General features: G+C 46.9%; 12 protein-coding genes. 10 read left to right on the plus strand and 2 right to left on the minus strand.

The annotated features are described in order from the left end of the window. Positions 1-70: 70 nt before the first annotated feature. From D1409_RS23305 to D1409_RS23320, 3 genes are all read left to right on the plus strand, one after another. Complete coding sequence (locus D1409_RS23305; protein ID WP_235853722.1) at positions 71-2,116, plus strand: type I restriction endonuclease subunit R; 2,046 nt, start codon at positions 71-73, stop codon at positions 2,114-2,116. A 71-nt stretch (positions 2,117-2,187) separates the two neighbouring features. Beyond that, positions 2,188-4,182, plus strand: coding sequence for an ATP-binding protein (locus D1409_RS23315; protein WP_235853721.1), 1,995 nt, complete (start codon positions 2,188-2,190; stop codon positions 4,180-4,182). Between the two features lie 86 nt (positions 4,183-4,268). Further along, positions 4,269-5,960: a DUF262 domain-containing protein gene (locus D1409_RS23320; RefSeq protein WP_123539364.1), complete on the plus strand. Its 1,692-nt coding sequence runs from the start codon at positions 4,269-4,271 to the stop codon at positions 5,958-5,960. 21 nt (positions 5,961-5,981) lie between these two features. Here D1409_RS23320 and D1409_RS23325 read toward each other — a convergent pair whose 3' ends face one another. Beyond that, a complete protein-coding gene (locus D1409_RS23325; protein WP_123539365.1) occupies positions 5,982-6,182 on the minus strand; it encodes a histone in 201 nt (66 codons plus the stop codon). Between the two features lie 306 nt (positions 6,183-6,488). Between D1409_RS23325 and D1409_RS23330 the strand changes: the two genes are divergently transcribed. The 4 genes from D1409_RS23330 (at position 6,489) to D1409_RS23340 (ending at position 11,757) form a co-directional block, all read left to right on the plus strand. After that, the gene (locus tag D1409_RS23330) at positions 6,489-7,724 is read left to right on the plus strand and encodes a tyrosine-type recombinase/integrase (protein ID WP_123539393.1); all 1,236 of its coding nucleotides are present in this window, start codon (positions 6,489-6,491) and stop codon (positions 7,722-7,724) included. A gap of 79 nt (positions 7,725-7,803) precedes the next feature. Next, positions 7,804-7,959 carry a hypothetical protein gene (locus tag D1409_RS24995; protein ID WP_164471873.1) on the plus strand — a complete coding sequence of 52 codons (156 nt, stop codon included), beginning with the start codon at positions 7,804-7,806 and terminating at the stop codon, positions 7,957-7,959. A 41-nt stretch (positions 7,960-8,000) separates the two neighbouring features. Further along, positions 8,001-8,399 (plus strand): hypothetical protein, encoded by a 399-nt coding sequence (locus D1409_RS23335; RefSeq protein WP_206425173.1) that lies wholly within the window; start codon positions 8,001-8,003, stop codon positions 8,397-8,399. 85 nt (positions 8,400-8,484) lie between these two features. Further along, a complete protein-coding gene (locus tag D1409_RS23340) occupies positions 8,485-11,757 on the plus strand; it encodes a KAP family P-loop NTPase fold protein (RefSeq protein WP_123539366.1) in 3,273 nt (1,090 codons plus the stop codon). Here D1409_RS23340 and D1409_RS23345 read toward each other — a convergent pair. After that, positions 11,749-12,774 carry a Cdc6/Cdc18 family protein gene (locus D1409_RS23345; RefSeq protein WP_123539367.1) on the minus strand — a complete coding sequence of 342 codons (1,026 nt, stop codon included), beginning with the start codon at positions 12,772-12,774 and terminating at the stop codon, positions 11,749-11,751. The genes D1409_RS23340 and D1409_RS23345 overlap by 9 nt on opposite strands. 203 nt (positions 12,775-12,977) lie before the next feature. On the opposite strand from D1409_RS23345, the gene D1409_RS23350 reads away from it, so the two are divergent. The 3 genes from D1409_RS23350 to D1409_RS25005 all read left to right on the plus strand — a co-directional run bounded on the left by D1409_RS23350 (position 12,978) and on the right by D1409_RS25005 (position 16,441). Then, positions 12,978-13,787, plus strand: a complete 810-nt coding sequence (locus D1409_RS23350; RefSeq protein WP_123539368.1) for a Cdc6/Cdc18 family protein — start codon at positions 12,978-12,980, stop codon at positions 13,785-13,787. Between the two features lie 74 nt (positions 13,788-13,861). Continuing rightward, entirely contained in the window at positions 13,862-14,938 is a 1,077-nt protein-coding gene (locus tag D1409_RS25000; protein WP_164471874.1) for a hypothetical protein, read from the plus strand. Between the two features lie 9 nt (positions 14,939-14,947). Beyond that, a complete protein-coding gene (locus D1409_RS25005) occupies positions 14,948-16,441 on the plus strand; it encodes a twin-arginine translocation signal domain-containing protein (protein WP_164471875.1) in 1,494 nt (497 codons plus the stop codon). The last annotated feature ends 73 nt before the right edge of the window (positions 16,442-16,514 follow it).

The raw sequence follows: 16,514 nt of genomic DNA on the forward strand, positions 1-16,514 counted from the left end.
TACTGTCTCAGTAGCCGCCGCATTCAAGAAGTCGTTAACCGAAGCTACGTCTTGCAGGGCGTTGGAGCTGGTGGACACAGTTTCCAAACCCTGCGGCCTCCCTTGGGAGGCTTTCTATGACACGCTCGACCAGTTATACAAGGAGTTCGAGAAACATGGTTTGAACGCTGAATGGGCGGACAGCGACAACAGAGTTGAACTCAGGGATCGACTGGATCGGGAAGCAGGAGGAATTATCTTTGCGACGATCCAGAAGTTCCAGACCACAGATGACGAAGTCCAGTACCCAGAGGTAAACGACCGAGAGAACGTGATCGTGGTCGCAGACGAAGCCCACCGTACTCAGTACAAAAGTTTAGCTACTAATGTACGGGACGGACTCCCGAATGCCTCTCACCTCGGTTTCACAGCTACACCGATAGAGAAAGAGGACAGGTCTACAACGAATACTTTTGGAGGCTATATCAGCCAGTATACTATCAAGGAGTCTGAAAAGGACGAATCTACAGTCCCAATTTATTACGAGAGCCGTTTGGCCAAGCTCCAAGTAAATGATCCGGAGATTGAGGATCGATTTAATGAGTTGATGGAGTCGAAGTCTGATGACTTGAAGCAGGAGATGAAACGGAAGTGGACACAGCTCCGCCGTGTCATCGAGAACAGTGAAGAGCGTACGGAGATGATCGCTGAAGATATTGTGGAGCATTTCAATGACCGCGAGATAGAAGGAAAGGGAATGGTGGTTGCGATCAGCCGACAAGCCGCTGTCAACCTAAGCCGGAAAATCAGGGAGATTCCTGAGGCTCCGGAAACACGTGTCGTGATCTCAGGTGCTGAAGACTTTATTGACGACCCTATCTCGAATGAGGAGCTAAAACGCCGTTTCAAAGAGCAAGACGAAAATAAAGATGATTCGTTCAAGCTTGCTGTTGTCTGTGACAAATGGTTAACCGGATTTGACGCACCTCATCTTCATACCCTGTATGTCGATAAGCCGATGAAGAACCACAATCTGCTCCAGGCAATAGGCAGGGTCAACCGTGTATACAAGGATAAGCCTGGAGGCCTGATTGTCGATTATATTGGTATCAGTAAGCGGTTGAAGGAAGCATTAGACAAGTACACTTCTGAAGTCCGTGATGATGCGATGCTGGATATTAAGGAAGCTGTGAAAGTGATGAAGGACAAGCACAAGGAGGTGGCTGACTTCTTCGCGGCAATAGAGTATGATGACTGGCCGGAACTTGACAAGATTAATCGGAAGAGACTGTTGTACAAGGCGCAGAACGAGGTCTTAGTCACTGAGGAAAGGGAAGAGGAATTCAGGAAATCCATGAAAGAGCTGAGAAAGGCTCACTCCTTAGTCACTCCGAATTCTGCGGCAAGCGATATACGCGCAGATGTTGCGTTCTTTGAAGCTGTTCTCGGCGCTATAAACAGTATTGACAACTCCGGTGACCCGGATGAGGTCGAAGATCTGGACTCTGCGATGAAAGAGTTAGTAGCTGAAGGTGTCGGAATCGAGGATCTTGTTGAAGTGACTGGCTTCGATAAATGGGAGAAGGAAAAGCCGGTACTAAGCGATGAGTTTCTTGAGGATGTGGAGGAAGTTGAGTTTGAGAATCTTCAGGTGAAGATGCTCCGGCAGCTGCTGGAAAACGAGATTACGACCCGTAAGAAAGGTAACTTAGCGAAGTATGAGTCGTTCGAGGAAGAGCTTGAAAACACGATAGATGATTATAACGAGGGATTCCTGTCTACACAGCAGGTGATAGATGAACTTAGAGACTATGCTAAGCAGATCCAGGAAACCGATGACCGTCAGGACAAGCTGGATCTGACTGATGAAGAGCTCGCGTTCTATGACGCAATTTCATCAAACACTGATACAGAGATTGATGAGGAGACGTTGAAAACTATCGCACGGGAACTCAAACAGAATCTGAAGGACAGCGTGGAACTTGACTGGACAAACCGAGAGAAGATTAGAGCGGAGATCAAGACTGAGGTGAAGGCAGTTATGAGAACTAACGGTCTCAGTCTGTACAAGCATGAGGACTTGGTTGATCCTATTGTTGCTCAGGCAGAGGCATTCTACGGCGGGGCCGCTGCGTAGACTAATTGTTTCTCAACGGAAATCCGGTCTTCCCCCGCTTCTATAGACATTAGTTCAGTAAATAGGCGCTCGTGAGTCGATCTGATAATACTGATCTTCTTGAGTTGGCCAAAAGCAATGATCTGCTTGATAACCCGGAGATACAGAAGCTGGTATTGGCAGCAGGTGTTTCTCAGAGCGAGTTCCTGAAAGATTCTGCGAAGAAGGCTATTCTCGGTAAATCGGTTCAGCATTGGAGGAATCCTTTTGAGCCTCAACTGCAGTTGGGGGAGGCCGAGATTGGGAAGACGTTTCAGGGTTTGTCGTACTGTCTATCGCAGGATGAGTTGACGAAGCATCTGCTTGCGGTCGGTCAGTCCGGCTCAGGAAAGACGACCTTGTTCTACTCTTTGATGAGTGAGGTCGATAAGCCGTTTTGGGCTTTTGATTTGAAGCAGGATTACCGGCATCTCGCAACTGAAACAGAGTTGTTGGTGTTGCCGTGGAGCCGTTTCAAGTTTAATCCGTTGAGGCCGCCGGAAGATGTCTCACCGCGTAGATGGGCGCAAGTGTTCTCTGAGATATTCGGTCACTCCACCGCTCTTCTATCTGGTTCGAAGAATTATTTGATGAAGAAGATTATCCAGCTTTACCGGTTGTACGGCTTGTTTGAGCGTTTGGAGCCGCCGTTTCCGAGTTTGCATGAGCTGGAATCGTTGATTCAGAGTGATACGATGAGTTATGCCAGGAAGCAGTCGAATTACCGTGATACTGTATTGAATCGGTTGGAGGCGATGAACTTGGTTGCAGGAACAGTGTTTGATTGCAGCCAGGGTTACTCAGTCGGAGAACTGTTGGAGAGGAATGTGGTTTTCGAGTTTGATGGATTGAGTCGAGATGTTCAGAACTTTTTGATGGAAGTCTTGTTCGCGTATGTCTACGAGTACCGGTTGGCGAAGAATCAGAGAGGAACGGGTTTGAACCATTTGTTTTTCTTGGATGAGGGTAAACGGGTTTTCTCGGTGTATAAGGAGCGGCAGAGTGAGTCGGGTATTCCTGAGATTGATGAGTTGACTGCGAAGATGAGGGAGTTCGGTGAAGGGTTGGTGGTTGCGGATCAGGAGGCTTCGAAGCTGACCGATTCGATCAAGGCTAACACCTACACCAAGTTCCTTCTTTCTACAGGTGACCGGAAGCAGTGTGACGCAGTGACGGAGTCGATGAACCTGTCCAAGAGACAAAGGGAGTGCGCTCAGGAGCTTGGTGTTGGCGAAGCAGTTGTCCAGTCCGGGAGCAGTGACCCTGTGCCTGTGGATCTTCATGAATACCGGTTGGAGAAATCAGTCTCCGATAAAAGACTGGAAAATCTGATGGCTGAGAAATGGAACCGTCTTTCATTTCAGGAGAGGAGGGTGACACCGGAGTTCAGTTCAGCAACCGGTTCAAGGGAAGCAGAAAAGGAATCCAGTGTACCGGATGATCCTAAACAGCATGAAGCTGAACTTTCGAATGAAGCAGATAGGCTTTTGGAGGATATTGTTGAATCACCGTTCAAACCTCTTACAAAGCGTTACCAACGGTTTTCCAGCAGCTACAAGGGAAACAAGGCGAAGAATCAGCTCGTTGACCATGGCGTGGTAATCGAACGCCACGTTAAGACACAAACTGGGAAGCGGAAACTGCTTGAGCTGACTGAGAAGGGACGCAACTACATCGAAGAACAGCTTGAACTCGAATTAGAACGGACGGGCCGTGGAGGAGTGGTCCACCGGTACTGGCAAAAACAGGTTAAGGAGGCATTCGAAAATGCGGGTTGGACCGCCAAACGTGAAATGTTCGACGCCGACGTCTACGTCCACCTGAATAACTCAGAACTCGTGGTGGAGGTGGCCATGGGAAATAACCAGCGTGAAATAGAGCATGTTGAGAAGCATTTGGAGAAGTTCGACACTGTCTGGATCACCTGTCGAAACCCAGAGATTCTGGATGGACTGAAGCAGCGAGTAGAGGAAAACGGTTTAGATACAGATCGGCTGGTATTTCGGCTGTTTCGGGACTTCAACACCGAGGAGAGTCTTCCGAGTTAAGGTGTTCGGCGGTTTCGGCAGGTCGGAACAAACACTGATAATCCGGTGAAAATGTTTAAAGAACAGGGATTTCATTTGCTTCTGTAATGCAGCATAGTTTCACGCCGGAACCGGTTGTGTGCCGTGATTTGTTCGATGGTGAAGAGGATCTCTATCAAATACCGCGGTATCAGAGACCGTACAGCTGGGAGGAATCCCATATTGAGCAGTTGGTTGAAGATCTCTATGAGTCGTGGTCTGAAGACAGGGATAGCCCTTACTACCTTGGTTCAGTTATCTTGGTGAAGGAGGATGGCGACGATCGTTTCGATATCTTGGACGGTCAGCAAAGACTGACCACGCTCACAATATTCTATGCCATATTTAATGACCACTTCAAGGAGTACCTCAGTGATAAGAATAAGAGGCGTGTCCGGGGCAGAGTCAAAGAGAGAGCATTGGAGAAACCCAGACTGAGAACTAACAAACAGGTCGATCTTGAGGAATCGGTCTTGGAAACGCTTCAACTGGATCAAGACAACCGGTATACGAAGGCGGCAGGAATACTTATAGATGAATTGGAGGATAAGTTCGATGATCAGACCGAGAACCTGAACGACTTCTTTGAATTTGTCGACCAGCAAATCGAACTCATCAGTATTACGAGCGACGATTTAACCCATGCTGTCCGGCTCTTCCAAACTATCAACACCCGTGGCAAGGATCTGACGGTCTCAGACCTAACGAAAAGCTACCTGTTGAGCAACTTGGAGGATAAAGAAGACAAGGACGATGTTATCGAGGTCTGGCAGGAGATCACTACGAAGGTCGATGATGACTATGACACCCTTGATGATATCCTCGGAATGTACCGGTTGTACCTCCGGCAACAGAAAGCGAAGCAGACAACATATGAAGAACTGAAATCTGAGTTTGAAGGAGATAATCCGAAGTCGATTGTCGTAGATATACGGGACTTTGTCACCAGCTACAAAGAGATCGAAAACAGCAGCTCACAGGACATCTTTATCCTGGAGAACCTGAAACACGAACTCTACTGGAAAACCATTCTTATCGCGGCCAAAAAGAAAGATATCGAATACATCGATAAACTACGCGACGAACTAATCGGGTTCTACTACTCCTACTGGATGGGCGACTACACCAGCGAGAAGATCAAGATACCGTCGATCAAGATTCTCTCTAAACTCCGGGACGGAGACAGCTTTGAGGAGATACAGAAGTACATGGAAGACAAGCGACAACGCGATAACATCCCGGAACGGGTTCGCGATGGTCTTCACTCTGAGAATGTGTACGGAAACGAAAGCTGGCACAAAAGCCTCCTGATCGCTGTAGAATACAATCGTTCCACCTCACAGACACTGGAGCGTATCAGCAAGAGCGGTGGCGGCCTGCATATCGAGCATGTGCTACCGAAAAAGTATGAGAAAGCGATGGACCGGTACGATTACTGGGAGAACCATTTCACCAAGGAAGAAGCAAGCCGGTTGAAAAACACTCTTGGTAACCTTGTACCGCTCCAGTACGATCTAAACAGCTCTGCCGCACAGAAACCGTTCCCCGACAAGGCAGAGATCTATCGAGGAGAATCGGATAAACCCCGTTCCAGCTTCTCAACAACGCTTCGTATTGCAGAGGAGACACCTTACACTGACTGGACACCTGAGGCTATACAGGAAAACAAAGAGTTCCTCATAGGAAAGGCCGCAGAAATACTCAATCTTCCTGAAGGCTCGATCAAGCAAGAGGATGAGGAAGATCTCATCGAGGCCTGAGAATAGATATTACCTCAAGCGTTAACCGTTCAAGGCATTTCGAATGTGATTCTCCTTTATAGTCTGATAACCTTGTTCCTCAGCGTTAGTTATTGCTTCTTCAGCGATGTCGCCAGCGTATTTTTCAAGGAGTTTTCCAAGTTCATTTGCGGAGGCCTGAGAAACCCGTTTATTCCCTTGATCTCCGATGAGGTTATGGATTGAGCGTGTAGAGAACTCCATAACACCTATTCAATATGTAAGGTATTTAAAATTTGAGGACTAGATTTCTCTTGGAAACCCAAATGAAGGAAGGAGAAGGGAAAACCAAGTCAAAGAAAAGCGTTGAACGCTTGAGACCAAGCCCCGAGAGGGCAGTTGATCAAGGGTTCAATGCCCTTCAACCGAATTGAGGGGTTCAACCCCCAAGAGAAACGTTGAGTGGGAGAACATTGAACAGAGGGTTCACTGCGCTTTCCCAGCTTTGAACCCTTTCGAAACATGGTGTCACCCCTTCTTTCCTTCCATTTCACGAGGAACTACAACTCTATGTCCACCACAAAATACGTCGACGTCGAAACCGCTCTCCAAAACCTAGAAGACTCCGAACTCGACAGTGAGAACGCCGAAGCCATCCACCGGTTTATCGATCACTGTGCCGCAGAAGGACTCAGCGAAGTAAGACAAAGACGTTTGATCTCCGCACTCAAATCAGTGGTTCTCAACATCGCTCCCGACAATTTCAGGTATAGAGGTGCATCGGAGGACGAACTTAAAACAGTGATCGCCTCCCTGAACCGAAGCAGCTACGCTGATTCAACGAAGCATACGATGAGAGCCGCAGTCAAGAAATTTTACAAGGTGGAGAACGGCGGACATGAGCATCCAGAGAAGGTAGATTTCTTCTCCGCCCACGCAAAGAAAGGCTCCACCGTCTCAAGAGAAGACATATTCACAGATGCAGAATTGAAAAGCCTGTTTCAAGGATTTCTCAACAGCCGTGACCGCGCATTTACGATGGTTCTATACGAGTCAGCCGCACGTCCCGGAGAACTCCTCTCTCGGAACCTCGGCGACTTCACCTCCAATGAGAAAGGCGACTTCATCTACCTCCAAGGCCTCAAGGGTACTCCTGACCGGACCAACCAACTCGTTAGAAGCGGAAGACCGTTACGTGAATGGATCGCCCAGCACCCATTAGGCGGCGAACTCGGAAACATCGAGGATCCCAGTGTCCCGATGTGGGTGAAAACACAGCAACAACAGTGTAAGAAATGCGGTGAAATCCCTCAACGCCACAACGACTCCTGTAACTACAAACCGGATCTCGGAGACAGATGGAGCTACGACAGCTTCCGCCGCCGGTTCAAAGATGCGTGTGAACGCGCCAATATCCCGGAAAACAAGAGAAGACCCTACAATCTGCGGCACACCCGGTTAACCGAAGTAGCGACCTTCATGGGTTACGAGCAGTTGAACAAGTTCGCTGGCTGGAAACCCGGTAGTGACAGGGCTAAAGTCTACGTCCATTTGAACAACGACGATGTCAACGAAGCCATTAGAGACGAATACGGCTTAGATATCGAGGAATCCGAAGACTCGGAGATCCAGTGTCCATTCTGTAACACCGTGAATCAGTCGACCTACAGCGAATGCCGTAACTGCGGAAGACCTCTATCTCTCAAGAAAGATTCTAAGCAGGAGAACAAGAAACAGGTATTAGAACGGTTATCTGAGTTGGAAGAAAAAGGAGTACTGGAGAGACTGGAAGACCTGGAGAGCTAAGATTCCGGACATGCGAAACCCAACTGTAACACGGACTGTCCCTTCCTGATCTAAAGCATCGTTCCTCCTCTACAGTTGTATGGGACGAGTTCTACCAAGAGATCTGGCGGAGGCAGAAAAACTACTTCAGAAAATCCATTCCTGGAGTGAAGACGAAGTTGAGCAGCTACCACGGTTCTACAAGGAGAAGGCAAGAGAACTCCGAGAAAAAACGGGTTCTAACGCAGAAGGGTGAGGACTAACCGGCTTCAAACAGTCTTCACCTATTACTTTTCTGTGGACTACTTCGACTACAGCCAAGAATTGACTGAAGATTTTGATATCGAATCGTTTCTGGAAGAATCGCAGCGTCAGGAAAAGCAGCGGCTGGAGCAGGAACTTGAAAGAATCGAGGAACAACTGGAAAGCCGTGAAGCAATCCACAAAGAGAGTTTGGACGAGTTGGAGTCAAAGCTGGACTGGTACACCGAACGGTTAGAAGATCTTAGGAAGCGGTCGTTCGGTAAACAGGAGGAGAGACAGGAGCTGAAGCAGCGGATCAACCAGTTCTACCAAGAGATACGGGAGGAGAAACAAAAACGGTGGCGTGACCGTCAAGACCTCGAAAAAGAGAGAAGACAGCTACTTCAGCAGTTGAAAGAGGTTGGTCAAGAGTCGATTTGGGAGCTATTGTAGCTTATCTTATTTTACCAGTCATTTTCCTATCCCTGACCACAAGGTGACGGGTTATTTATAATTGGAGTACAGCATTTTCGTTATAATGCCGCCTGAGAATGAGGATCTCTTCTTACCAGACCGAGCTATTACATCGGAGAAGGATGACGAGTTTGGCCATACCGAGTATGCTGACAGTCTGGAAAGAATTCTACGTAACGCAGATCCTCCGTGGCATATCGGGATTTTCGGAGAGTGGGGGTCGGGAAAAACCTCAATCATCCGTATGCTGTTTGAACGGCTTCGGAACAAGGAGGAATTTGATGACACCATATTTGTCGAATTTGACGCATGGTCGCATGCTGAGGGCTCTATCAGGACAGAGCTTCTTCTCGAACTCGATCAACAGATCGGAAACCAGATCGGCCAGCCTGAAGGCGTTCTTACCGAAGAAGAGATCACCGGCAGGCTCTACGACGTAGAGGAAGAAGAAGTAGAAGGAGAAAGCCAAGGAGTCTGGACAGAATTTATTGAATTTATTACGGACGAAACCCATCTAGTCATAATTACGCTACTTCTTGTTATTATTTCAGGAACATTTGCTTACTTTGGATTACCGGAGGTTTCGATAGGCGTCCTCACATTGTTGCTGGCACCGCTGTTCGTCTCAATGGCGAAAAGACTCTCCGACGCCACAGACACACTACAGAAGAAATTTCTGCATCCGCGGAAAGAGTGGTCTGGTTCCTACCAACGGATATTTGAGGGAATAATTGAAGAATCAGAGGCGGATACGATTGTAATTTCAATCGACAACCTGGACCGATGTGAAAGCAGTACGGTCTATGAGGTCCTTGTATCTCTAAAGACCTTCATGGAAAACGACAACTGCATATATCTAATTCCTTGTGATGACAAGGCTCTTGAGAGCCATATCAAGTCCATCGATAAAGGAGATTATTTTGAAGCAGATAAAAACGAACGAGAGTTCCTCAGAAAATTCTTCCAGACACACATCCGGATCCCGCCATTCCTACCTGAGGATATTGAAAAGTATGCCGAAAATGAGAGCGTGAAACTCTCTGAGCCGTTTTGTGAAGAAGCCCTTGACGTCGTTACAAATGCGTATATCGATAATCCACGTAGGATCAAACACGCGCTCAATAGGCTTTCAACTCTCCGAGTTTTAGCAGAAGAAATAGAAGAGACAGGGGCGCTGACCGAAGGACGGGTCACTGCAAACATTCCATTTTTAGCTAAGATTTCAATCCTTGAGGAGGAATACCCTGAGTTCTACGAGACGTTATCGGAGAATCCGCGCCTATTAGGAAATATCAATGACTACTTCCGAGACCAGCTAAGTGATTCAGATAAACGAGAACGCGTTAAAGCAGTATTAGAGCCGGATGAGAACGGGAAAAACGGAGAGCAGGAATCTAGATTAGAAGCATTTCTCCGGTCGACTCGAAGAATACATGTGGAGAACCCGAATCCGTTCCTAAATCTGTCCGAACCCTCCTATGCGACCAGTCTCACAGATGTTGACGCGTTCCTACAAAACCTTAGAACCGGGCAAGAAGAAGAGGTACGCAAAGAACTTGAACAGGTAGAAAACTATTCGCCGTATGTCGGCGCAATCGAAAACACGTTTGAAGAATATACTACAAAAAGAAGAGAACAGCCTCTCTTTGGAAGTATTGACACCACCATCTCTGTATTCGAGGAATTTGATCAGCGTTCACAAGGCCGCCTGACTCAACTGCTCGGAGAATATCTTACAACGGATCTTGGCAGAGGATTTTTGATCGAGCTAGAAGCCGAGTCTGTGTTCCCTCTCGTTCTCCAAATGAGGGACTCCGAATCAAAGTCTCTTCTTCGGGAATACGCTTCTCTGACAGCCGACGGCACTGAACTACAGGAAAATATTCTGCAGGCGTTTATTGATCACGCCGAGGACATCCCTCAGGGAATTGCTCAAGACGTATCTAAACAGATTGAATCGCTCAGTGATGAACAATTCAAGACAGCGCTCAAAAAGATCGAATCTTCGTCAGATGCAAAAGATCGGTTTATCCGGTTTGAAACGTTAGAACTTGCGGTTTCGCTGATTGAACTCGAGGATAATGCAAATGAGTACGTCAATACAGAGCTTTACACTCTCTTTGAGGACGTAGCTAGTAAGAAGGCGAGAGGCAAATACGTCACCCATCTATTAGACTATAGACTATCTTATTCCGGAAATCAGGAGCAGATAGTTGATAAAGAGCTATCGGGGCTGCTGTTAGATATTGAAGGAGATATTCTTCAGTCGGATGGTGAAGAAGCGCTTGAGAGTATACAGAAGATAGTTGAGGGACAAAACAATCAGCATACGATAGATATTGTGGAGATCGGATTCCATTTCTACGAATCGTTCCCGCAGAGTTCGAAACAGGAGTTCCATGAGTGGATGGCTGGACTCTTCGAAAGTCGAAACGTGAATGATATTGAAAGAATCTTTGAGATGAGTGAGGAGTACAAGGTCTCTATTGTGAAGACTGAGACTGAGGCGAGATCGATCCTCCAAAGGATACCGAATCCAATCGACAATGAGAGTTTAGTAAAGAGTAGGATTGTGCCTGAGATTTCAGAAGAGTTTAATCAGCAGCTGATCGAGAGGATGAAATATTTGATCAGACAGAATAATAACAATCATAGCCAGCTTGGTACAACGATTTTCGCTGAATATCCAGACCGGTTTGAATCTAAGTGGGGAGAACTCATAGAGCTCTGCGGCAATCAAGCAAGCAACGAAAATAACGTAACTCTGAAAAGACGATACCTGGAGCCGATCTCAGAGATATTCGGAAAGCTGGACGGTCCTCAGCAAGAGAACTTTATCAGCCAGATGGATGATCTGCTCAGAGGCAACCACAATGACAATAAGCTTTATCGAGACCTCTGGAATAATATCCAACCGGATACTGATACAGACCGGAAAGAAACTGTTGCGGGCGACGTGAGAAATGAGCTTGTACAGTCGTTCAATCGAAATCAGAATCCCAGCCATCTTGATCCACTAATTGAGGTTTTGAGTTCTCTGACAGAGCACATTGGAGAAGAGAACGGACAGAGCTTCATGGATCGTCTTAGCAAACAGCTCACCCAGAGCAATCTCAACGATAGCCATAAATCCAATGTGATTGATCAGATATCTGAGTTCGACGAATTTTATGGAAAAGAAGAACAGATTCTTGATCGTATTGAGAACCTGCTGACCCAAACGGACCACAATCATGTTACAGATAGCGCGGCGATATTGCTGGATAAGTTTGAAAGATTAGAGGTAGTTGATGATGCGAGGTTAGACCAGATTCGTAATGATCATCTCTCAGAATGAGGATGATTTTATTTCCCGTGTCTTGCCTTTTCTACCGCCGTAATGGTATTTGGCCTCGACGAGATCGAGCAGCTCCAAATCTTTGAGGAAGTCACTCAGCCGCCGGTTGCTTACAGACTCTGACTTGCAGAGTTCTTGGTACCGGTCGTAGATTTTTCCCGTGTTGATTGGCGTGCCGTGTTCTTCTTCGAGTTCCTCGATTGCTTGGTGTAGCAATCTGTGGTGCTGAGTAAAGTACCGTAGCTGTTGACTGACGTAGTCTTGATACGCTTGTCTCTGTGTCTGTCGTACAGATTCTTCTGTGATTCTGTCTTCCGTATTCTTGGCACTGGTTTTGAGCCAGGTCAAGCCTTTGCTGATGTTCTGTGTCGTGGAGGCGATATAGGTCAATGCGTTCCGGTGAAGCGTTTCCGGTTTCAACGAGTCTCTGGCCCGTTTGCCAAGTACTTGGTAGGTCTCTCCAGCGCTGTAGGGTTCGAATCCGATCCGAGAAGGTTGAAGGCTGCTGTATGTACGTTCCTCCAGTCTCTGGGAGAGATCCGTGGTCTGGGAGGAGATTATTACTATACTCAGGTTTTCGGGATTGGTCCGTGAGAGCTTGTAGAGAAGGCTGTCACCGTCATTCGATAGAAGGAAGTCGACATCGTCCAGAACGATTAGTGTCTCTACATCGGTTGTCCGGTCTTGTATCTCTCTTTGAAGCTTAGCAGTGTGGTGGCCGTCACCAGGGTTTTCTCCAGTTACAGACTGGTAGATCTGTTTCAAGGCCTGGTACTGGGTACTGCATCTTCTACAGGGTATGTAGCAGGTGTTGATCGAGGAGGGCAACTTCTCAATATGATCCAGTAGTAGATGAGTTTTGCCTGTGCCTCTTGGCCCGTGAAGAAACAGGTTTCTCAACTGGTTTTCCTGTATCTGGTTGATCTGTTCTCGTTCCGATTCACGGTCTACAAAGCTACTGGGTCTATAGCTGGTTTGAAGAGGTGCAGGATCATCGATTACGGAGTCATTTTTCATAGAGTTATACTGCCGAGGGAATGGTTAGACAGGTTTTCAGTCACCGGATTTCCAATGATAGGAGACAACTGTTTTTACTGAAGTGGGGAGGATACCGCGGAATTCCGTTAGACTACTTTATGGAATCAAGCGAAAGACGGGGCCAAGAATGGTTTAAGAATCTGCCGTAACCCAAACAGTGGTTGTGGAGGGGAAAATTTGCTGTGTTTGAATCAAACGGTACTGGTAAAGGCGTTCTGCGAAGTGAAACCTATCTAACTACGGATTTTCAGCCTGAGAAACCGGTTGGGCGGGATACGGAGATCAACCGGATTGTGGATGCAGTTCGACCGCTTACGAAACGAAGGCAGCCAGAGAACTTACTGGTGTACGGTCCAGCAGGTGTCGGAAAAACCACCTGTGTCAGGCATGTCTTCCAAAAGTTAGAGGAGGAGACTTCCGTGAAGCCGGTCTACATCAATGCCTGGCAGTACAACACTCGTCCCTCACTGCTTACAGAACTCTTGATCCAGTTGGGATACCCGGCACCGCGGAAAGGAAAACCGGTGGACGAACTTCTCAGCAAACTACGGGAATGGCTGAACAAGAACCGTGGAATCGCAGTAGCTATCGACGAGTTCGACCAACTCAAAGACACAGAGATAATCTACGACCTCCAACTACTCAACCAAGAAGCTGAAAACCCGGTTGGAACCATTCTCGTATCAAACCAGCCTCCTACAAGGATCCAATTTGACCAGCGAAGCCAGAGCCGTCTCTCCATGCAAACACTACAGTTCAACCCATACAGTGCTTCCCAGTTAGCTGAGATCCTTGAGACACGGGTTGAACAAGGATTCCGGCCTGGAGCAGTACCCGACGAAGTAATCCAGAAGATCGCAACCCACGTCGCAGAGAACAGCGGAGACTGTCGACAAGCACTCGAAATACTGCTCAGGACAGGCCGAGAAGCAGACAGAAATCAAGAGTCCGAACTTACAGAGGCTTTGGTGATCCAAATACTGGAGAACTGATTTTCTACCGGAATTCTGACAAATACATTTTTGAAGTTTACTACCAATTTAGTACTAAGAGGTAAGTACCGAGCATGGATGACAAATCTCGACGTCAAGTTCTCCAATTACTTGCTTCTGGCGGCGCGCTCGGGCTAACCGGCTGTACACAACTTCTGGGTGGTACCAGTAGTACCCCAGTTCCTACAGAAGAAAGCACTTCGAATCCCACTCCAACACCAACATCTACAAAGCCCAAGATTACGACTCAAACCGACACAGCAACCGATACACCGGGACAGACAGCTACAGCTACGGCAGAGCCGTACAGTTTTGACGAGGAAAGAATACAGAAGAAAACGGAAGAATGGACAGAAGAAGTAGTCTATAACCTTCTATTAAATGACTTGAAACAGGAAAACGCCAGTGAAAAATACGACGGCAACAAATACGGAATAAGATTCCCTAATCAAAGCAATGATGGCGATGATTACAATTATGGACATTGGACCTTAGAAGGGTTTAGAGAGACTAAAAATGCACATGACATCCTCAAGTTTGGGGCAGCAGCAATTAAAATTCATCAAGCAGAAAACGCCAACGGCCCCCCATCAACAGAAAATGACTGGTTTTCAGCAACACTAGGAGAGATAGCCAATGACCTATACAAACCCGAGAGTGAAGGAAACTTATTTGAAACAGGAGTTGCCAACCAAGGAGGACATGGAACAGTATTTGCATACGCAAACACAGAAAACACAGAGTTGGAAAGCGAAAGCAACTGGTTCTGGATAGACACAACAGGATACAACAAAGTATCAGATATAAGAGACGCTAGGGTAGACATGGGCTACAATCCTTTAGTCCAAGGATACAAAGCCGAAGCACAGACGGATCAAGGATATGAAAGAGAAAAAGAAAGAGCAGAAAGCGCACTATTTAGTTTAGTACATCCAATTAACGGACCAGAACTTACACACAGGAAAATAGAATTAGAAGACCAGCTCTTAGACGATATTTACAATCGCCATATAAGACAGAATGATGGATCAGCAGATCCTATAATTGAAATGGTGGAAAGAGCGGCCGATTACCAGTTAGAAACTAACGAAGAAATCGAATTACATGGAACACTAGACGATTACAGTCTGCACACAAGCACTGAGAGGTAAGTAACGGGCATGGATGACAAATCTCGACGCCAGGTTCTAAAACTTCTCGGCGCAGGAGCAACCGCTGGGCTACTAACTGGTTGTTCTGCTTTAGACGCCGACGAAAAGAGTTCTTCAACAGAACCATCGACAACTACAGAAACATCATCTAATACTCGTATTGAGACTAGTACTGCGACGGAAGAGCCTACTGACGAATCTACTGAGACTTCTGAACCGACGGCAGAGCCCGATGGAGAAATCTTTGAAAGACCTTCAGCATCCAGATCTCAAGAAGAAATTTTAGGACTTCACAAATCTGAAAAAGAAAGAGTTGTCGAAGAGTATCCCGAATGGCAAACCTTCCTAAACGGAGTAATGGACGAAAACGCTATGCCTGAAACCAAAAGCTCATCTTATGGATCGGTTTTTCCTCTTGATCGAGATTCTTTTGGAGGCGGCACAACAGACCCCTATTATGAGTTTAAAGAGGATTTATTCGAGAACACAACCACGGGCCAGCAGGCACTGGATTGGATACATAACCTACAGCTTAACTTCTCTATATTAGGCGCGGATGGCGAAACCAGTATTGGGCCTCCTAAACCTTTTACGAAAGAGGAGTACTCATACCCTGAAGAAAACCATAAGTTTGCGCCGATGCTTGAAACGCCAGTAAATCAACACACAGACAACAATATTCATGTGTGGCCAATAAGTACGTTCGAAACACAATCAGGAGGTACATATGGAGATTCAGTAAGGAGAGATGATGACCAAAGATACGGAATGTTAATGGTTCTAGACCTAGAGCAGAATGAAGCGATAATGGCGCACGCGATGGATGCATCGGATGAATTTTCCTTAAGAAGTGAGCAGGCAGAGTATCTTGGAGAGAATTTCAGGGAGAATGAGGGAAAAAGATATGATAACGGCCACATTATCCATCCTAAAATTAAGAACAGCGTGATGCACCCCGAGGAAGAACATGAGGGAGATGAAACACCTACACCTGTAGAAGGTCCTGGCGACAATACTTTCGGTGCTGGACAGGAGGGTATGGAGGCGGTTGAGAAGTACTGGCTTCCTACACGTTATGATGGTGCTGAGCCGGATATGGATGGTCTGGATATGAGAACAGCTAACATCAATCTTCTCAGAAACATCAGGAAGGCTACAGTCAGCGAACACCACGAAACATACAACACTCCGATTGGCGAAGATGCGAACGTGGCTGCCACACCTGAAGTAATCAACCAGTTCTCAGACTACGTCACCAAACCAGGAGAAAACGGTACCAGCTTTGAAGAGTTCATGTCATTCTCTTACGACCTACATCAACTGGCAGAACAGGACGGAAACTTCGTTCTCTACAACGACCAGGAAACAGGAGAACTGAACTCAGCAGAAGTATACGACGACCAGACAGTAGACAACATCCTTCAGGCTGAAAAAGGCGACATAAACTTCCAGCAAACACACACCCTCCTAGAACCACAGGACACCACAACTGCTGGTGCGTAGTGATGTGCTGGAATATTCTTTATACAACTCGTTCTGTAGCGGATTCTACGATATAAACGCAGTTCAACTCGGA

It is taken from the genome of Halosimplex salinum, from assembly GCF_003730195.1.
Lineage (GTDB): Archaea > Halobacteriota > Halobacteria > Halobacteriales > Haloarculaceae > Halosimplex > Halosimplex salinum.